Source organism: Granulosicoccus antarcticus IMCC3135, from assembly GCF_002215215.1.
In the GTDB taxonomy this organism is placed as follows: Bacteria; Pseudomonadota; Gammaproteobacteria; order Granulosicoccales; family Granulosicoccaceae; genus Granulosicoccus; species Granulosicoccus antarcticus.
Genome location: NZ_CP018632.1, coordinates 6,054,407 through 6,073,541, shown reverse-complemented (window position 1 = coordinate 6,073,541; position 19,135 = coordinate 6,054,407). Strand labels below are relative to the sequence as shown.

Annotated in this window: 13 protein-coding genes; 10 read left to right on the top strand and 3 right to left on the bottom strand. The window is 53.8% G+C overall.

Annotated elements, in window-relative coordinates:
* Positions 1–48: 48 nt before the first annotated feature.
* Entirely contained in the window at positions 49–1,713 is a 1,665-nt protein-coding gene (locus tag IMCC3135_RS26310) for a glycoside hydrolase family 16 protein (RefSeq protein WP_157736281.1), read from the top strand.
* Between the two features lie 270 nt (positions 1,714–1,983).
* Here the strand turns inward: IMCC3135_RS26310 and IMCC3135_RS26305 are convergent, their stop codons facing one another.
* Positions 1,984–4,116 carry an FAD-dependent oxidoreductase gene (locus IMCC3135_RS26305; RefSeq protein WP_088920295.1) on the bottom strand — a complete coding sequence of 711 codons (2,133 nt, stop codon included), beginning with the start codon at positions 4,114–4,116 and terminating at the stop codon, positions 1,984–1,986.
* Positions 4,117–4,300: 184 nt separating this feature from the next.
* Here IMCC3135_RS26305 and IMCC3135_RS26300 point away from each other — a divergent pair, with 184 nt between their 5' ends.
* The 6 genes from IMCC3135_RS26300 to IMCC3135_RS26275 all read left to right on the top strand — a co-directional run bounded on the left by IMCC3135_RS26300 (position 4,301) and on the right by IMCC3135_RS26275 (position 11,600).
* A complete protein-coding gene (locus tag IMCC3135_RS26300; protein ID WP_088920294.1) occupies positions 4,301–5,389 on the top strand; it encodes a hypothetical protein in 1,089 nt (362 codons plus the stop codon).
* Positions 5,389–7,134, top strand: coding sequence for a single-stranded-DNA-specific exonuclease RecJ (gene recJ, locus IMCC3135_RS26295; protein WP_088920293.1), 1,746 nt, complete (start codon positions 5,389–5,391; stop codon positions 7,132–7,134). The genes IMCC3135_RS26300 and recJ overlap by 1 nt, the downstream gene beginning before the upstream one ends.
* Before the next feature lie 41 nt (positions 7,135–7,175).
* Positions 7,176–8,274 (top strand): peptide chain release factor 2 gene (prfB, locus tag IMCC3135_RS26290; protein ID WP_157736280.1). Its coding sequence is split into 2 segments (ribosomal slippage): positions 7,176–7,250 and positions 7,252–8,274, totalling 1,098 coding nucleotides; the frame shifts between segments, so codons are not numbered across the junction.
* Positions 8,275–8,352: 78 nt separating this feature from the next.
* Positions 8,353–9,843, top strand: coding sequence for a lysine--tRNA ligase (lysS, locus tag IMCC3135_RS26285; protein ID WP_088920291.1), 1,491 nt, complete (start codon positions 8,353–8,355; stop codon positions 9,841–9,843).
* 42 nt (positions 9,844–9,885) lie between these two features.
* Positions 9,886–10,689, top strand: coding sequence for an ABC transporter permease (locus IMCC3135_RS26280; RefSeq protein WP_088920290.1), 804 nt, complete (start codon positions 9,886–9,888; stop codon positions 10,687–10,689).
* A gap of 2 nt (positions 10,690–10,691) precedes the next feature.
* Complete coding sequence (locus tag IMCC3135_RS26275; RefSeq protein ID WP_088920289.1) at positions 10,692–11,600, top strand: ABC transporter ATP-binding protein; 909 nt, start codon at positions 10,692–10,694, stop codon at positions 11,598–11,600.
* Between the two features lie 74 nt (positions 11,601–11,674).
* Here IMCC3135_RS26275 and IMCC3135_RS26270 read toward each other — a convergent pair whose 3' ends face one another.
* Both IMCC3135_RS26270 and IMCC3135_RS26265 read right to left on the bottom strand, forming a co-directional pair.
* Positions 11,675–12,892, bottom strand: coding sequence for a bifunctional alpha/beta hydrolase/OsmC family protein (locus tag IMCC3135_RS26270; protein ID WP_088920288.1), 1,218 nt, complete (start codon positions 12,890–12,892; stop codon positions 11,675–11,677).
* A 1-nt stretch (position 12,893) separates the two neighbouring features.
* The gene (locus IMCC3135_RS26265) at positions 12,894–13,526 is read right to left on the bottom strand and encodes an arylesterase (protein ID WP_088920287.1); all 633 of its coding nucleotides are present in this window, start codon (positions 13,524–13,526) and stop codon (positions 12,894–12,896) included.
* A gap of 87 nt (positions 13,527–13,613) precedes the next feature.
* Between IMCC3135_RS26265 and IMCC3135_RS26260 the strand changes: the two genes are divergently transcribed.
* The 3 genes from IMCC3135_RS26260 to IMCC3135_RS26250 are packed head-to-tail and all read left to right on the top strand — an operon-like array spanning position 13,614 to position 19,094.
* Complete coding sequence (locus IMCC3135_RS26260) at positions 13,614–14,333, top strand: ABC transporter ATP-binding protein (RefSeq protein WP_088920286.1); 720 nt, start codon at positions 13,614–13,616, stop codon at positions 14,331–14,333.
* The gene (locus IMCC3135_RS26255) at positions 14,330–16,891 is read left to right on the top strand and encodes an ABC transporter permease (protein ID WP_088920285.1); all 2,562 of its coding nucleotides are present in this window, start codon (positions 14,330–14,332) and stop codon (positions 16,889–16,891) included. The genes IMCC3135_RS26260 and IMCC3135_RS26255 overlap by 4 nt, the downstream gene beginning before the upstream one ends.
* Positions 16,892–16,940: 49 nt before the next feature.
* The gene (locus IMCC3135_RS26250; protein ID WP_088920284.1) at positions 16,941–19,094 is read left to right on the top strand and encodes a RelA/SpoT family protein; all 2,154 of its coding nucleotides are present in this window, start codon (positions 16,941–16,943) and stop codon (positions 19,092–19,094) included.
* Positions 19,095–19,135 lie beyond the last annotated feature (41 nt).

The window sequence follows — 19,135 nt, the reverse complement described above, 5'->3', positions numbered from 1 at the left end:
AGGTCGTGCATGTTGCTTGTTCTGGTAGGTTCAGGACTCACAACTTCCGTGGCTTACGCTATCGATGCCCCACAGGATCCTCGCGGTACTGAGGTAGCCCAATCTACTGTCAAATGGGAGTGGGCCAGTGTTCCTGGTGCTGCTCACTATGAGATCTCCATCGACGGTAACTACGAGGGTATTACTCGAGATCCTCAATATTTCAGTCGTAACCTCTGGCAGGGCGATCACTCCATGCAAGTGCGTGCGATCGAAGCCAACGGCACCTCTTCAGTGAGCACCAATACGGTCAAGATCACTGTCAATAGCCAGTTCAACGCCTCATCTGTCAGCCGCAGTACTGTCATTGGTGGAACTCAGCAGGCAGCCAGCAGCAACAACAACAGTGTGGTACCCGTCTCACGCAACGCTAGCAGTGGCTTTACAGCTCCTGGTGATGGTCGTGGCACCGAAGACGGTAATGGCTCGATCGTCTGGAGCTGGGGCAGCGTAGAGGGCGCCAGCACTTACGAAGTCACCGTTGATGGTGCTTATGCTGGCGAAACTTCAGAATTGCTATATACCAGCAGCAACCTCTGGGTTGGCGAGCATTCACTGACAGTCAAGGCGGTTGACGCCAATGGCCTCAAATCTGTTCAGTCAGAGACCTTCAAGGCCAATGTAACAACTCTTGGAAACGGCAGAAGCAGCAGCGGCGTTCTCTTGAGTGACTCTACTGCGCCACCACCGGAACAGATAGTGGGCGACGAGAGTGCATCCAGTGTGCAAAGCCTGATCGACCCGGCTTCATACAATTATTCGGAAACATCACAGAAGAGTGGCTACGAGCTGGTTTTCAGTGATGAGTTCAACGGTACTGCTCTGAACCCTTACCGTTGGCATTCGCAGCTGCGTTGGGACGGTGAGTTCAATGGCGAGCGTTACGAATATCGCGTCATCAATGGCGAAGATCAGTTCTATGTCAACGTGCTCAGTCCCGATTCTGCACATACCGAGAAAGTGGTCCCGGTTTATAATCCTTTCCAGTTCAATGGCTCAACGCTTTCTATTCGTGCCGCCAAGAATCCTTTGCAGACCAATACCAACAAGCGTACTTACGGTTCTCTGGACGAAATGTCTGCACAGCAGACCTTCCTTTCCGGCGCAATCTCAACACATGAGAAGTTCAGCCAGAAGTACGGCTACTTTGAAGCTCGAATCAAGATTCCAAGTCATGTAGGTACATTCCCGGCTTTCTGGCTGTTCCATGAAAACCGTGCATGGGAAGGTACACAGCGTACTGAAATCGACATCATGGAAAACCTGGGTCATGCACCTTGGTATATCTACAATTCATTCCATTATTTCAAGAACGTGACTGCAACCTACAGCGGTGATGCCAACTTCATCAAGCCTTCTCCCAGTGGTCAGGTGTACACCGGTAAAGACTACAGCGAGGACTATCATGTCTATGCTGTTGACTGGACTCCAGGCACTGTCGTTTGGTACATCGATGGCGTAGAGACAAGTCGAATGGTCAACAACGAGGCAAACTTCGAAGAACTGTACGTCATGCTCAACCTGGCCATGGGTGGTAACTGGACCAACTTCCCAGCTAACTCGGGTGGTCTGGGACGTGATTCCAACAATCGTTACCCTAATGCCAATGATCTGGTTGAGTTCTCCAATCCTGCACTTGAGATCGACTACGTTCGCGTCTACAAGAAGCAGTAAAAAGCAACGATTACCAAGAACTAGAGCCGTTGACTTAGTCAACGGCCTTTCTTGGAAAGGGTTGCGTCGAAAGGCGGCTGATAGTGAAAACTATCAGCCGCCTTTTTTGTGGGCGACTTGAAGGTGTCAGGGAATGAGCCGTCAATCATGCCCAGATTGCAGTCAATCAAGTCCGCATTAGGGTCAACGACTTGCTGTCGAGATTGGGAATTTCCATGAGCAAACCCTCTGGATCCTTGAATTGAACAGATCCAGAGTAACTTGCTAAATTCAGCCTCGACGCCAGGTGTGAAACTTTTCAACCCAGGCCAGCAGCTTTTCAGGTTGGTGGGCTCGTTTCCACTCGCCTGCCGCGTATTTATTGGCCTCTGAGAGGGTGGGGTAGATGTGTATGGTGCCAAGAATCTTGTTCAGCCCCAAGCCGTGTTTCATGGCCAGTACATATTCGGCAATCAGGTCGCCAGCGTGTTCACCGACAATCGTGACGCCCAGAATTTTGTCTTTACCCGGTTTGGTCAGGACTTTTACGACACCATAATCGCTACTGTCGGCAATGGCTCTGTCCAGATCGTCGATACCGTAAGTGGTCAGTTCGTAGGCAATATTCTGCTCTTTAGCGTCGGACTCGTTCAGTCCTACACGAGCAACCTCCGGATCGGTGAAAGTTGCCCAGGGAATGACCCGGTAGTCGGCTCGAAACTTCTTGAACATGCCGAACAGGGAGTTGACAGCTGCATACCAGGCCTGATGAGCGGCGACATGGGTGAACTGGTAAGGGCCAGCTACATCACCGACTGCATAGATGTTCGGGAAGTCGGTTTGCAGATACTCATTGGTGGCAACTGTGCCGTTCTTGTTGAGACTGATTTTCAGCTCTTCAAGACCGAACCCGGAGGTGTTGGCCTTGCGCCCGACAGCGATGATGATTTCATCAAACGGGACCTTGATGGTTTCGCCATTAGCTTCGCACACCAGTGATTTCTCGTCGCCGTTGAGCTCCACAGACACCGCCTTGGTGTTGACCATCACCTGCACGCCTTCGTTCACAAATCGCTGACGAATCATTTCGGCCACGTCCGGATCCTCACGACCCATGATTTGTGGGGCCTGTTCAACCTGTACCACTTCACTGCCGAGTCGTCGGAATGACTGTGTCAGTTCGCAACCGATAGGGCCGCCACCAAGAACAACCAGGCGCTTGGGATGAGTTTTCAGCTCCCAGAGGTTGTGTGATGTCAGATAGTTCACCTTGTCCAGGCCCGGAATGGGAGGCACAAACGGTGAACCACCGGTAGCGATGATGATGTTGCGTGTCGTTAGAGTCTGGCCGTTGACCTCGACAGTCCACGGGGATGTGATACGGCCTTCGCCTTGAATCACATTGACACCCAGGCTGGAATAACGCTCGACCGAGTCGTGAGGTTCGATTTTGGCAATGACATCGTGAACACGCTGCATGGTCTTGGCGAAATCGACCTCGCCACTGGCATTCTGGATGCCGTATTTTTCGCTGTTCTTGATGTTGTGCATCAGTTTGCCACTGCGGATCAGCGCCTTGGAAGGCACACAGCCGGTGTTGAGACAGTCACCGCCCATCTGAGCTTTTTCAATCAGCGTCACCTTGGCCTTGACCACGGCGCCTATATAGGCACTTACGAGTCCGCCTGAGCCGGCTCCCAGTACTACGATGTCCTGGTCGAATTTCTGCGGTTTGGTATAGCCTTCAAACCGTTTGCCGGCCTTGATCATGTCGATTACCTTTTTTGCAACAAGTGGAAAAATGCCTAACAAAGCAAAGGAGAAAATCAGGCCCGGAGACAATATGCCGCTCAGGCTGTCGATTTTCGCCAATTGTGTGCCGGCGTTAACGAATACGAGTGTTCCTGCGAGCATGCCGATCTGGCTTACGATGTAAAAAACACCGGTTTTCAGTGGCGTGAGTCCCATGACAAGGTTCACTAGAAAGAAGGGGAAGACGGGGACCAGGCGTACTGTGAACAGATAGAAAGCGCCGTCCTTTTCGATGTTTCGATTGAAGGTCTTGAGTTTGTCGCCAAAACGGCTCTCAATCGTGTCTCTAAGCAGGTAGCGTGACACTAAAAATGCAAGAGTGGCTCCAATGGTCGAGGCGAAGGAGACAATCACGGTGCCTGTGAGCAGACCGAATTGAGCCCCGGCTGCCAAAGTCAGAATGGCGGCGCCCGGCAGTGACAGTGCTGTCACTGCAATATAGCCAAAGAAGAAAATGGCTATGACCAGTAGTGGCTGTTGCTCATAGAATGTAGCCAGTGCCGCCTGTTCGTTTTTCAGATACTCGAGGCTGAAAAACCGCCCGATATCGAAAAAGAAAAAACCTGCCACTAAAATGACCAGGACTGAGATAAGTAGCTTGCGGTTCTGCATTCTTGTTCAAACACTCTCGAAGGTGAGACTGACTATTGGTGGCTGTTGGTACTAGCAGCGTAGAATAGTCAGCTATATCGGATTCCACCGGTAGTGCAAACAGGTTCCACACACAGCAGTATTGCCAGTTTGTGAGTGCAGAGTCTGCTGAGAGTTCCCCCGAGAGTTCCTCCGAGAGTTTCTGATGATGGTCAGTCCCCAGATCAATGTAACCGTGTTGGCTCCGGTTTTTCCGCGTACGTCACAAATTGGGGCGCTACATTGGAGCGAGGGCCATGCCATGGAGCCCTGGCAGGCGCAGTTATCGCGACTGATTGCGCACTCCGACTGGGATGCTCAGCATTTACCAGCGGCAGAGCTTTTTCGTCGTTCGCATAGTGCGAATGAGTGCACATTCGTGCAAGAATTCGAAAATATGCTGGTTTGTGCGGATCCGATCCACTTTCGTGCTGATCGGGATTCCGCAACTCTGATACCCGTCGACAAGTTGAACCTGCAGGCAAGCGAGGCGGATGCACTACTGAAATCAATCAATGATTTTGTGCAGGCAGATGGTTTGCGTTTTGGCCGAACCGAGGCTGGGCGCTGGTTCATGGGTGGCAAGGAGGGCACAGCTCTATCCAGTTATCCTCCGTCGTTTCTGGCTTATCGCAATGCATCCGCCTTTCTGCCAGAGGGTGACGCATCGGGCGACTGGCGGCGCCTGATGACCGAGTTGCAGATGCTGCTGCACACGCATCCGGTCAATATTGAACGCGAACAAAATGGCTACCTGCCAATCAATAGTGTCTGGTTCTGGGGCGGTGCTGCGCTGCAATCCGGTCAGGTCGCTAGCTCTGAGCTACAACAGTCGTTGCGGCTTTATGCCGATGATGAGTACACGGTAGCGCTTGCCGCCTATCTGGGAGTGGTATGCGAACCACTTGATGCCTACAGTCCAGACTCTGCTCATCCGCACTCCCTGTTGGTTGATACACGCCTGGCACAAGCACTGTTCAGCGATGATGAGCCAGCCCTGGACGCAGCAGAAGGCCAACTGGTAGATAACTGGCTTGCACCACTATTGAGCAGAATGAAGCAAGGTGATGCTATCGAACTCAAGATTCTTAATGAAGACGGTTTCCAAGGGTTGATGAACGCTGACACCATCACTGCCGCTGCATCTGCTGAGCATGCTGCCAGAGTCTTGCAAATGTCCGCAGCAGAGCGCCTGAGGGACAGCCTTGCTGTCACTGCCGGAAAGCTCTGGAACCGACTTGCAGGAAGATCGTAATGGTCAGTACAAGCAAAGCATTGGCGGTTCACATCATCGAGCGAGCCGTGCCCGAGTTGCCGGTCGTGCTGCACTCCAATGCATTGGTGCATCGCTTGCTGGCGGCACGCGGTGTTACGGATGTCGCCGAGCTGGACTTTTCACCGGCGGATCTGCCGCGACCAGACTTGTTGCCTGATATCGACAAGGCGGTTACACGACTGCTTCAGGCGCGTGATCAGGGTGAACGTCTGCTGGTAGTGGGTGACTACGATTGCGATGGTGCGACGAGCACCACCGTTGCCTTGCTGGGTTTGCGAATGCTGGGTTTTGAACACATCGATTTTCTCATACCCAGTCGTTTCAAGTTTGGCTACGGCCTGTCACCCGCCATTGTCGATGTTGCTCAGGAACTGCACCAGCCGGCTGTGATCCTGACCGTCGATAATGGTGTTGCCTCGGTTGAAGGTGTTGAAACGGCAAGGCACTGGGGAATTGATGTCGTTGTCACTGATCATCATCTGGCCCCTGAAATCTTGCCGCTTGCGACAGCCATCGTTAATCCGAATGTGCCTGGTTCTACCTTTCCGGCGAAGAATCTGGCAGGTGTGGGCGTTATTTTCTATGTCCTGCTGGCCATGCGTCGCCAGCTGGCAGAGCAGGGCGATGCGCATGGCAAGGCGCGCCTGGCAGATCTGCTGGATCTGGTTGCGATCGGCACGGTTGCCGATGTGGTGCCGCTGGATCGCTGTAACCGGATACTGGTTGAGCAGGGTTTGCGACGTATTCGAAGCGCTCATACTCGTCCGGGTGTACTGGCATTGATGCAGGTAGCTGGCAAGGATCCCGCCACTATCTCAACGCAGGATATCGGCTTTGGCATTGGCCCGCGGTTGAATGCAGCGGGCAGGCTGGACGATATGTCCGTTGGAGTGCGTTGTCTGATGGCCACTTCAGAATCGAGCGCCATGCCGCTGGCAAGCTCGCTCAATGATCTGAACCAGCGGCGCCGTACCATCGAACAGGACATGCGTGAGTCTGCAGAAGAGCAATTGCTGAATATGGACATCAACGGCTTGGAACAGAACGACTCGTTCTCGGTATGCCTGATGGATGAGGACTGGCATGAAGGCGTCATTGGTATTCTGGCCGGGCGTATCAAAGAGAGCCTGCATCGGCCCTGTGTCGTCTTCGCAGGGGGTGATGGTGACAATCTGAAAGGCTCGGCTCGCTCGATCAAAGGCGTGCATATCCGCGATGTGTTGCAATCGATCGCGACTCTTCATCCGGGCATGATAGAAAAGTTCGGAGGTCACGCCATGGCTGCCGGCCTGAGTCTGCCGCGAGCCAGTTTTGAGCTGTTTCGTGGCTATTTTGAAGAAACCGTACGTCAGGCCATGGGTGGGCGTCTGGTCGAGCGTGAATATGAGGTCGATGGCACTCTGGATTGTGACGAACGTAACCTGGACAATGCCCGCTTGCTGGAGAACCTGATGCCGTGGGGGCAGGGGTTCGAGGCTCCCTTGTTTGCCGGGAATTTCATTATCGCCAGTCAGCGTGAAGTGGGTGATGGCAAACACCTGAAATTGACGTTGGAAGACCCGCAGAATCACGCCAGCGTGGATGCGATCGCCTTCAATTGCGTTGCTGTGGCCTCCCCTGGGGAGGAGGTCAGGCTTGTCTACTCTCTGGAGATGAATACCTGGCGTGATCGTCAACAGGTTCAGCTACGAGTGCATCATCTGGAAGCGGTCGTATTGCGGTAAACTTGCATCCTGTGTCCTAATCTATCCAAGCTCCTGCTGTCATGATTGAAATCAACCCCTACATCACCCACATCGAGGATCTGCGGCTGCGTGCCGACTCCCTCCGGGGGTATCTTTGACTACGAAGGCAAAAAGGAAGAGCTAGAAGAAGTTCTTCGAGAGCTGGAAGATCCCAAGGTCTGGAACGATCCTGACAAGGCTCAGAAGCTGGGTCAGCGTCGGGCGACCTTGCAAGAGACTATAGACATCATCGAGGCAATGGATTCCGGACTGGGAGATGCTGCTGATTTGCTGGAAATGGCTCGTGAGGAAGACGACGAGGATACCGTGACGGCAGTCGCTGCCGATCTGGCCAGTCTGGAAGAGCGCGTTGCAGGACTGGAATTTCGTCGTATGTTTTCTGGCGAAGCGGATGCTGCTCCAGCCTTTCTGGACATTCAGTCCGGCAGTGGCGGTACCGAAGCCCAGGACTGGGCCGAGATGCTGCTACGCATGTATCTTCGCTGGGGCGACCGTCAGGGCTTCAAGACCGAGCTCATTGAAGTGTCGGCCGGTGATGTTGCCGGTATCAAGTCAGCGACGATCCGTTTCGAAGGTGATCACGCCTTTGGCTGGTTACGCACCGAGATCGGTGTGCATCGGCTAGTGCGCAAGAGCCCCTTCGATTCGGGTAGTCGGCGCCATACATCCTTCGCTGCGGTATTCGTCTCCCCTGAGGTCGATGATGATATCGACATCGATATCAACCCGGCTGATCTGCGTATCGACGTCTACCGCGCCAGCGGTGCCGGTGGTCAGCACGTTAACCGGACAGAGTCCGCCGTTCGTATCACACATGGCCCCAGTGGCATCGTGGTGCAGTGCCAGAACGACCGTTCGCAGCACAAGAACAAGGCAACCGCCATGAAACAGTTGAAGTCCAAGCTGTACGAAGCTGAGTTGCAGCGACGCATGGGCGATCAGCAGGTGGTGGAAGAGGGCAAGTCGGATATCGGCTGGGGCAGTCAGATTCGCTCCTACGTACTGGATCAATCCCGTATCAAGGACTTGCGTACCGGTATCGAGACCAGCAACACACAAGCCGTATTGGACGGTGACATCACCGCATTCCTTACCGAAAGCCTGAAAGCCGGCCTCTAGTCGGCTTTCTGGTCGGCCAACGAGCCGCACAGATTTCTTTAACCCGTCAGACACACTGACAGAAACCAGACCTTGCACATGAGTGACGATGACAACCAGTTGATCCAGCAACGGCGAGCCAAGCTTGCCGAACAGCGGACAGTGGGCAATCCTTTCCCCAACACCTTCCGGCCGACACATCAGGCAGCGCAATTGCTGGCTGAGCACGGTGAGAAGGAAAAAGAGGTTCTGGCTGAAGAGTCGGTGAGCGTCAAGGTTGCCGGTCGCATGATGTCTCAGCGCATCATGGGCAAGGCCAGTTTCGCCGACTTGCAGGACGTCAGTGGCACTATCCAGCTTTTCTTCCACCAAGGCACTCTGGGTGAAGAGCTATATGAGCAATTCAAGCGTCTGGACCTGGGCGATATTCTGGGTGTGAGCGGCACGGTGTTCATTACCAAGACGGGCGAATTGTCCGTCAAAGTGCTCAACTTTGAACTGATGACCAAGTCACTGCGTCCTTTGCCTGAAAAGTTTCACGGACTATCTGATCTGGAAACACGCTACCGTCAGCGCTACGTCGACCTGATGACTAGTGAGGAGACCAGAAAGACCTTCCGACTGCGTTCGGCAATCATTGCTTATATTCGAGATTTCTTTCTCGAACGTGATTATCTGGAAGTGGAAACTCCCATGATGCATGTGATTCCCGGAGGTGCTGCAGCCAAGCCGTTCGAGACTCATCACAACGCACTGGATATGCAGCTCTATCTGCGCATTGCACCGGAGTTGTATCTCAAGCGACTAGTGGTTGGTGGTTTCGATCGCGTGTTTGAGATCAACAGGAATTTTCGCAATGAGGGGCTGAGCACACGGCACAACCCCGAGTTCACCATGATTGAGTTCTATCAGGCCTACGCCGATTACACCGACCTGATGAATATGACTGAAACCTTGTTTCGGGGGCTGGCCAGTGATGTTATTGGCACCCTGCAGATACCCTCGGAAAAGGGTGATCAGCACTACGATTTCGAAAAGCCTTTTACACGGTTGAGCCTGTTTGATTCCATTCTTGCCTATAACGCAGATGTCACCGCTGAGCAGTTGCAGAACATTGAGAGTGCAACCACTCTGGCACGTGCGCTGCACATCACGGTGAAGCCTAACTGGGGCCTTGGCAAGATCCAGACAGAGATCTTCGAAGCTACGGTGGAAGAGAAGTTGATGGACCCGACTTTCATTACACTCTACCCGACAGAAGTATCGCCACTATCGCGTCGCAATGATGACAACCCTTTTGTCACAGACCGGTTCGAGATGTTCGTCGGCGGACGGGAAATCTGCAATGGCTTCTCTGAGTTGAATGATGCGGAAGATCAGGCTGAGCGTTTCAAGGCGCAAGTAGCCGACAAGGATGCGGGCGATGAAGAGGCCATGCATTACGATGCAGACTACGTGCGAGCTCTGGAATACGGCATGCCGCCGACTGCCGGGCAGGGCATTGGTATCGATCGGTTGGTCATGTTGCTGACAGCATCGCCCAGTATTCGTGATGTCGTCTTGTTTCCACATATGCGACCGGAAGCCTGATATCGCTGCCAGTAGATCCATCAGCGAGACCCTGATTTCAGTATGAGAATATTCACCATTGCGCAGGATGAAATCCTGCGATTGTTGTCGACCCGACGCGGCGTATTATCGCTGTTCGGGTTCGTACTGATCTGGGCAGGTGTTCTGAATTACGGCATATTGCCGGCATCGGCATTTTTTGCAGGCGCCAATGAATCCGGTCTGGCAGAGGCGCTGCTGCCCAGGCTGGGATTAACGGCCTGGCAGCAATGGCCAGCTCCTGAGCTGGCCGTCTACTGGGTTGTCTGTCTGTATCTTCTACCGTTCATGGCGATCATTGTTTCAGCCGACCAGACAGCCTCGGACCGCAGCCGTGGCACCCTGCGCTTTCTGATTTTGCGCTGTTCGCGGCTGGAGATTTTTCTCGGCCGCTTTCTGGGCCAATGCGTGATCATGACGCTAGTGGTTCTGGCAACACTGGGTAGTGTCATGTTGGTTATCAGCCTGAATTCTGCCGATCTGATGCCTGCAGCGATGGCACGTGTACCGGTGATTGTCATCAATCTTGTCTTGTTGGTCCTGCCTTATATTGCCTTGATGGCGTGGGTGTCAGTTTTGGCGCGTTCTGCCCGCCAAGCAACCTTGTACGCCACCATCTTGTGGTTGGGTGTCTCTTTGCTGGTTGGTTTTCTGCAATCACGATTTGGTCCCTTGCCTGTGCTTGACTGGGTCTTGCCAGGTTCTCAGGTAGGGCAGCTTCTGCGTTTGTCTGATTGGCAGACGCTGAATTTTGCAGCGATTCCCGTGCTGCACACGGTTATTCTGTTACTGGTGGGTGCATTCATGATGCAAAGGCGCGATCTGTAAAAATGTCTGAAACACTCATCGAATGCCAGGGTTTATCCAAGCGCTATGGCAGCCAGCTAGCACTGGATAATGTTTCCCTGTCGCTATCAACCGGCGAACCTATCGCCTTGATTGGTCCCAATGGGGCCGGTAAAACGACACTGATCAGTCTGATCTGCGGCTTTATTGGTAAAAGCAGTGGTCAGATTTCCGTACTTGGCGGCAAGCCGGGTGCACAGTCGCTGAGTGGACAATTGGCGGCATTGCCACAGGACGCTCTGCTTGATCCACGTTTGAGTGTTGGCAGGCAGTTACGTTTTTTTGCGCGCTTACAGGGCATGAACCGTCGTGAGGCGCGTGCAGATGTGCAGCGTGTATTGGAGACGGTTGATCTGTTGGAGTCGATCAATACCAAGCCTTCTGATCTGAGCCATGGCATGCGAAAACGCATTGCCATCGCACAGGCCCTGCTGGGTGCGCCCCGGCTGGTACTGCTGGACGAGCCGACGGCGGGTATCGATCCACCGAACGCAAAGCTGATACGCGATCTGATTCGTCAGCAATCCCGGGACACGACATTTATTGTCAGCTCGCATAATCTGGATGAGCTTGAGCGTCTCTGCAATTCGGTTGTCTATCTGGAAAAAGGGCGCTTGATCAGTAGTGGACCACTGGTAGTGGAGGACAATGATCAAGGTTTCATCACACTGCGGCTTGCCACAGTGCCTGAGGACGAATTTCTCGAAGCAGCTGCGAAGCTGCCGGGTATCCGGCAGGCCAGTCGCAGTGCTCAGGGAGACTATTTGATTCAGGCAGATGATGATATGCACGGCAGTCTGGTATTAATGCAACTGCTGTCTGACAAAGGCTGGCGTTATCGCCAGATATCGCGCGGCAAATCACTTGAAGAGCGGCTGTACGGAAACTCCTGAATCGTTTTTCTGATTCTAGTCGACTTCAGACTAGATCCAGAACTCTCCAGCAGGGGATGGGGATTATGCTGTCGTCATGCGCGAATCTGACGTGTCCGGATACTCAGCTCTCCTGTGAGAGTTCGATGTACCGGGCATTTGTCGGCAATGGCCATGAGTCGCTCGTGTTGTTCTTCATCCAGATCACCATGCAAGGTGATGTCTCGATCAATCACATCCAGCTGCATCGGTTTTTCATCACAGCCTTCGCAATCTTGCAAATGCTCCCGATTGTGTCGTAGAACCACTTCGGCAGAATCCAGTGGCCATTGCTTGCGAGCCGCGTACATGCGAAGAGTCATTGCCGTGCAGGCGCCAACCGAGGCCAGCAGATGTTCATAAGGGTCGGGTCCGGCATTGCGACCGCCCACTTTGGTCGGTTCATCAGCAATCCATTGATGGTCATCGCTGTAGACATCCAGCATGAATTTATGATCACGCTCACTGATTTTCACCTCACCAGACTTGATGTCTGGTCGAGTTGCAGCGGCCTGCATGGGGATTTTCCGGGAAGCCCAGGCGGCAATGATATCCGCTACATATTCAGAGTCGGCCGCACGGGTTAGCAGATGATCTGCATCATCGAGGCTGACAAAACTCTTGGGGTGATGCGCCGCTTTATAGATACGCTCGGCTTCGCTAATGCTGACAGTGGCATCAATGGGAGAGTGCATGACCAGCAAGGCTTTCTTGAGCTTGCCGATATGATCGATGGATGTCTGGTTGATATCGTCCAGAAACTGTTTGCGAATGGTGAACTTGCGGCCCGCCAGGCTAACCTCAGCTTCGCCATTCTCTTCTATGGTGCCGATATCGCAGGCAAATTGTGCTGACACGTGCCGCGCATCACCGGGTGAGCCGATGGTGACCACGCCCAGGCATTCGGGAACCTGATGGGCCGCCGTCAGTACTGCGGTACCTCCAAGACTGTGCCCGATCAGAATGGAAGGTGGCAGACCTTCTTCGCGTAAATGGTCGGCAGCGGCTACCAGGTCGCGCACATTGGAGGAAAAATTGGTATTGGCAAAATCGCCGTCGCTATTACCCAATCCGGTGAAGTCGAAACGCATGACGGCATAGCCGCGCTTGACAAGAGCTCGGGAGATTCTGGAAGCGGCTGCAATGTCTTTACCACAGGTAAAGCAGTGTGCAAACAGAGCTGTGGCTAAGGGTTCCTGGTCTGGTGTTTCCAGCAGTGCAGACAGCTGCTCCCCTTGTGAACCTTCGAAATTGAACTTACGGCGAGCTGGCATATCAACTGTCTCCTGCAACGAATGTTCTGATGAACGGAAGTGTATGTTTCATCAGCAAGGGTTGGGCCTCGGCGGTCGGGTGGATGCCATCAGCCTGGAAATAGGCTCGATCCTGAGCAATAGGTTCCAGAAGAAAAGGAATCAGTGTGCTGTCGGTATTTTCTGCAGCCGTGGAAAATGCTTTGGCAAACATCTTCAGATAGGCGTTGCCATAATTTGTTGGTATCAACATGCCCAGTATCAGGACATCAATATCGCGTTCACGAGCAATATTTGCCATATCTTCCAGGTTCTTCTGCATGTTTTTCGGTGGATAACCGCGCAGACCATCGTTACCACCCAGCTCTATGACCAAAAGATCAGGTGTAAACCGGTCCAGGGCGTCGGGTAGACGACGCAGTCCGCCAGAGGTGGTGTCACCGCTAATGCTGGCGTTGACCATTTCCACATCCAGGTCTTCTTCGCGCAGGGTCTCGCCTAGCAGGTTGACCCAACCATCTGCCTCGTCAAGGTTGTAGGCGGCACCGATACTGTCACCCATTACCAGAACCGTGTAGCTCTCAGCACGAGCCCCATTGGCGCCCAGGATGAGAGTGAGAAATAACAAATTTCGAATGACTGCAGTGAATCTCATAGCTTGTGCATCTCGTAAATATCCCCATTATCCGCGTTTTAACGCTGGCAGTAAGCAATGCTGGCAGCCCCACTCTTGCGAGACCGTATGAATAGTCAGACCAGCGCCAGCGACAATAGTGCCGTTGCTGCTACATCGGATGCCGTTCTAATCGGTCAACAGATTGCCAAGCGCGTTAGCGGTCCCGAGGGTGATCTGACTATCCTGCATGCGTTGGATATCGAGATTCACCCGGGCGAGGCTGTTGCTATTGTCGGTCCGTCCGGCTCAGGCAAATCTACCTTGCTGGGTATTCTGGCCGGTCTTGATACACCGACGGAAGGTACCGTGGAGCTCTTGCACAAGCCGCTGTCGACGATGGATGAGGATTCTCGTGCCCGTTTGCGTGCAGGGCGGGTTGGTTTCGTCTTTCAAAGCTTTCAGTTGTTGCCCGGTCTGACGGCACTTGAGAATGTCATGCTGCCACTGGAACTGACTGGTGACGCTGATGCTGCCAAACGAGCCCGTGCCATGCTGGCCAAGGTCGGTCTGGAGCATCGTGAAGGGCATCAGCCCTTGCAGCTGTCAGGCGGTGAACAGCAGCGAGTCGCGCTGGCTCGTGCCTTTGTTTCCGAGCCCGCTTTGCTGTTTGCTGATGAGCCGACCGGTAATCTGGATAGCGAGACGGGTGAAAAGATCGTAGAGCTGATGTTTGCCCTGACCCGTCAGCAAGGCTCGGCAGTGGTTCTGGTTACCCATGACGATAAACTTGCGGGCCGTTGTGATCGTATTCTGCGTATGGGCAACGGACGGTTGGAAGCGGTATGAGCCTGGCGAATCCTGTCAGCGTCGAAGGCGCAATTCCGGCAGCTCAGCAAAAGCGCAAAGCCGGCTGGCTGCGTCAATTCATGTTTGCTCTGCGTTCCCTGGGGCGAGATCTGCGTGCTGGTGAACTGCGAGTATTGGCGCTGGCCTTGTTGGTCGCCGTCGCCTCGGTCACAGCCGTGGGTTTCTTTACTGATCGTATTGGTCGTGCCGTCGAGCGTCAGGCAGGCGATGTGCTGGCAGCCGATCTGATGGCAAGCTCTGGCTTCAAGCTCCCGCCGGAGCTGCTCAGCAATATAGAGCAGCGGGACCTGCAGACAGCGCAATACGTGCGTTTTCCGAGTGTTGTCATTAATGAGCGCGAAGAATCACAGCTCGTTGCCATCAAGGCGGTGTCCGGTAATTACCCCCTGCGAGGCACGTTGCGCCTTGCAGAAATGAATACGCCGGAGACCAGTTTCAACGCCGAAGCTGGTTCGCCGGCACCCGGAACTGTCTGGGTCGACAGCCAGTTACGCTCGGCCCTGGAGCTGAGTGTTGGCGATACTCTGACACTGGGCGCCAGTCAGTTTGCGGTAGACAAGATCATTCTTTTTGAGCCCGATCGGGGCGAGAATGCCTTCGAATTTGCACCTCGGGTCATGATCAGTCTGGATGATCTGGAGGCGGCAGGGTTGCTGGGTGAAGGCAGTCGGGCAACCTATACCTTGCTGATGGCTGGCGAAACGGCAGCGGTGGACACGGCAAGGGATTTTCTGGAAACCGAATACACCAGTGAGGTACGTGTGCAGGGAGTGCGTGATGGCAGCCCGCAGATGAAACGTGCTCTGGATCGGGCTCAGCGTTTTCTGGGGCTGGCCTCGGTTGTCACCGTCCTGTTGGCAGGTGCTGCCATTGCTCTGGCTGTTCGTCATTTTGCCCTGAAGCAGGCTGACGCCAGTGCTGTCATGCGCACCCTGGGTGCGACCCGTGCTGAAGTGATTGTATGGCTGTCCACACGGTTGGCATTGATTGCTCTGGTTGCCTCGGTAATCGGCATAACTCTGGGTTGGTTCGCCCAGTTGGTACTCGCCAATCTTCTGCAGGGCTGGTTCGGTCTGGCACTACCCGCGCCGGGCTTCATGGCTCCGCTTATAGGCACATTGACAGCCTTTATTGCACTGGCAGGTTTTGGTCTTCTACCTATCATTCAGGCAGGGCGTGTCAATGTCATGCGTGTTTTACAGAGAGATTATTCCAGTATGGACGCCAGTGCCATGACGACCGCCTTGTTTGGTTTTGTGGCCACGTTCATTGTTGTTTTTCTACTGTCTCGCGATTTGCTGTTGAGCGTTATCGTGGTGCTTGGCGTGGTTGTCATGTTGGCGATTTTTGGCCTGTTTGGCCGCGTCATGATCAAGGGCGTAAGATCACTGGCCGGGCCGCGATTTCGGTTGAGTACTGCCGGTTTGCAGCGCCGCGCCGCCAGTAGTACCGTACAGCTGGCCGCTTTTGCCATGGGTATCATGGCCCTGCTGTTGATATCCATTGTCCGGATTGACCTGCTATCCGCCTGGGAGCAGGACTTGCCTGAGGATGCCCCCAATGTATTCATCGTCAATATTCAACCCGATCAGGTTGAGGGTCTGGCGGCTCAGCTCGAATCCCAGGGCATACAGAGCACGGGAATACATCCGATGATCAGGGCCCGTCTGGTTGCCCACAATGGCGAGCCGGTTCTGTCGGATGATTCCAGCGATCAGGATGAGCGACGGGCTCGGCGCGAGTACAACCTTTCCTATTCGAACAGTGTTCCCGCAGGTAACCAGATTGTGTCCGGAGAGTGGTGGGCTACCGATGGCAGTGCACCGCCTTTACTCTCTGTCGAGCAGGAATGGGCGGAAGAGCGAGGTTACGCCATTGGTGACACTCTGACCTTCAAGAGTGCAGGGGTGGAGACAAGTGCAACTATTGCCAATTGGCGAGAAGTGGACTGGGAGTCTTTTCAAGTGAATTTTTTTGCCGTTTCCTCTCCGGCAATGCTTGAAGGGCTGCCATCGACATACATCACAAGCTTTCATATCGATGGGGATTTTGCCGCGACAACAACCGGTTGGGTGCGTCAATTTCCAGGCATTGCCACGCTCGATGTTGGTGCAATCATTACCCGAATCAAGTCTTTGATGGATCGAGCCTCTTTAGCGGTAGAATATGTATTCCTGTTCACATTATTGGCCGGTTTCTGTGTATTGCTGGCTGCCGTGCAAAGTAGCCGGGGCGAGCGTATTCGTGAGTCCGCATTGTTGCGTGCACTGGGAGCATCACATCAGCAGTTGCGTGAGGCGGTAATTGCAGAATTTGCCATACTGGGTGCCATCGCGGGCTTGCTGGCATCCTTGTTTGCAACGCTCATCGCCTGGTCTTTGAGTCAGTTTGTATTTGAACTTCCGTTTCAACTGAACGCCTGGTTATGGATCATCGGTATTTTTGGTGGAGCTTTCGGAATTGCCACAGCTGGCTATCTGGCAACACGGCGGGTGCTTTATACGCCGCCGATCGTTGCCTTGCGCCATGCCAACTGAGGTCTTGTTACGATTCAGGAACTCTGGCTCAAACAGTGTTTGAGCGACCATGAGGCATACCTACAGTCCTGATGATGAAGCGTTTGCAACAATGGAGTCCTCGCAGGACTACCTGACAGAAAACTGTACACGTAATCAGGCTCTTATCATTCGGCGAGCTGTGGAACATTGCTGGGCTGTACGAGAACGCAAAACCGGTTATCCCGAAGCGATTCACGTGGCAGGTCAGCTAAAGCAGATGCGAGCGGACATGCCGATACTGGTGTCCGCTCTGCTGGGCACCGATGTCGCTGCTAAGGAATATTCCATTGATTTTGTCCGTGAACACTACGGCCAGGAAATCGCGCAGCTGACCGATGGTGTGCGCTGGTTGAATGCATTGACGATCAGTGATGCATTCGGCTCGGGCGATCAGGCTGAAACCCTGCGTCGTATGGTGCTCACCATGGTGACCGACGTTCGAGTGGTGCTGGTGAAGCTGGCCTACCGGACGCAGCGCCTTTATCAGTTGATAAAGACAGGTCCAGTCGAGCGCAGCATCGCGGTTGCACAGGAAACCTTGACCATCTACACCCCGCTAGCCAACCGCTTGGGCCTGGGGCAGCTGAAATGGGAACTGGAAGATGTGGCGTTCCGCATTGTGGAGCCCGAGGCCTACAAGCGTATAGCCAAGGCACTGGAGGAAAACCGCGCCTCGCGAGAGGTCTATATCGAGGATTTCGTCAACGATTTGTCCAACCGTGTGGAATCTCACGGTATCAAGATTGCCTCGGTTTTTGGTCGTCCCAAGCATATCTACAGCATCTGGAAGAAGATGCGCGACAAGCACATCGGCTTCTCTGATCTTTTCGATGTACGCGCGGTTCGGGTGCTGGTCGATGATATCCAGCAGTGTTACAGCGTACTGGGTATTGCCCACAGCATCTGGCAACCGATCAGTCGCGAATTTGACGACTACATTGCAAACCCCAAAGGTAACGGGTATCGCTCATTGCACACGGCCGTTATCGGTCCGCGCGGCAAACCGGTGGAAATTCAGATCCGTACACGTCTGATGGATGATGATGCCGAAAATGGCGTCGCAGCTCACTGGGCCTATAAAGAAGGCGCACCGGTGGATCTGAATCTGCAGAAGGGGATCAATGCGCTGCGCCAGCTACTCGATGATAATGATGATGAGTTTCTGGTCGAAGGTTTTTCCCAGCAACTGGATTCCCAGCGAGTCTATGTTTTTACGCCCAAAGGTGAGGTCATCGATCTGAGCAAGGGCGCTACACCGCTGGATTTTGCCTATCACGTGCATTCCGAGATTGGTCACCGCTGTCGTGGTGCCAAGATCAACGGACGTATTGTGCCGCTTACCTATGCGCTGACCAATGGCGATCAGGTTGAAATACTGACCACCCGGGAGCCCGCTCCCAGTCGCGACTGGCTGAATCAATCACTGGGTTATATCAACAGCAGCCGAGCCCGCGGCAAAGTGCGCGCCTGGTTCAATCAGCAGGACCATGACCAGCAACTGAGTGATGGTCGCAGCATTCTGGACCGTGAGCTCAAGCGCTATAGAGCCACCTCGCTGGCCATCGATACGCTGGTCAAGCGGTTGAAGTTTGACAAGGCCAATGATCTGTTTGTCGCCATTGGTCGCAATGATGTGACGGTCTCCCAGATCGTCGGTGCTATCGATCACCTGGCAGAGCCGGTTGCCCGATCTACAGACATTGTCAATCGGCAAGATAGCCTGGATCACTCGAATAGCGCGATTCACGTGCGTGGTGTGGGGAATCTGCTGACAACCATTGCTCCCTGTTGTCAGGCGGTACCACCGGACAGCATCGTTGGCTTCATTACCCGTGGCAAGGGCGTAACCATTCATCGGGCTGATTGCAGCAATATTCTCAATTTGCGTGAATCTGAACGTGAGCGCCTGATTGACGTTGACTGGGGGGAGAGCGGTAGCAGTCGGTATCGGGTCGAGATTCATATTATTGCGTATGACCGTAACGGGCTGTTGCGTGATGTGTCTACGGTTCTGTCTGCGCTGAACGTCGATGTCGTCTCCGTCAATACACTGAGCGATGAAGCCTCGCAGACGGCCGATATGAAAATTGGTCTGCACATCGCCAATACATCTGAACTAACCACGATCATGGACAAGATTCGTCAACTCAGGAACGTTCAAGATGTTGAACGAGTCAATTAGTCGTGCCCCAAAGTGTTAATTGTGGCCCCCTCTGAACCCGC

What these genes read in the sequence shown, in the direction of transcription:
- IMCC3135_RS26305 (WP_088920295.1), bottom strand. Translation starts at nt 4,116, where the DNA reads ATGCAGAACCGCAAGCTACTTATCTCAGTCCTGGTCATTTTAGTGGCA.
- IMCC3135_RS26300 (WP_088920294.1), top strand. Translation starts at nt 4,301, where the DNA reads ATGATGGTCAGTCCCCAGATCAATGTAACCGTGTTGGCTCCGGTTTTT.
- recJ (WP_088920293.1), top strand. Translation starts at nt 5,389, where the DNA reads ATGGTCAGTACAAGCAAAGCATTGGCGGTTCACATCATCGAGCGAGCC.
- lysS (WP_088920291.1), top strand. Translation starts at nt 8,353, where the DNA reads ATGAGTGACGATGACAACCAGTTGATCCAGCAACGGCGAGCCAAGCTT.
- IMCC3135_RS26280 (WP_088920290.1), top strand. Translation starts at nt 9,886, where the DNA reads ATGAGAATATTCACCATTGCGCAGGATGAAATCCTGCGATTGTTGTCG.
- IMCC3135_RS26275 (WP_088920289.1), top strand. Translation starts at nt 10,692, where the DNA reads ATGTCTGAAACACTCATCGAATGCCAGGGTTTATCCAAGCGCTATGGC.
- IMCC3135_RS26270 (WP_088920288.1), bottom strand. Translation starts at nt 12,892, where the DNA reads ATGCCAGCTCGCCGTAAGTTCAATTTCGAAGGTTCACAAGGGGAGCAG.
- IMCC3135_RS26265 (WP_088920287.1), bottom strand. Translation starts at nt 13,526, where the DNA reads ATGAGATTCACTGCAGTCATTCGAAATTTGTTATTTCTCACTCTCATC.
- IMCC3135_RS26260 (WP_088920286.1), top strand. Translation starts at nt 13,614, where the DNA reads ATGAATAGTCAGACCAGCGCCAGCGACAATAGTGCCGTTGCTGCTACA.
- IMCC3135_RS26255 (WP_088920285.1), top strand. Translation starts at nt 14,330, where the DNA reads ATGAGCCTGGCGAATCCTGTCAGCGTCGAAGGCGCAATTCCGGCAGCT.
- IMCC3135_RS26250 (WP_088920284.1), top strand. Translation starts at nt 16,941, where the DNA reads ATGAGGCATACCTACAGTCCTGATGATGAAGCGTTTGCAACAATGGAG.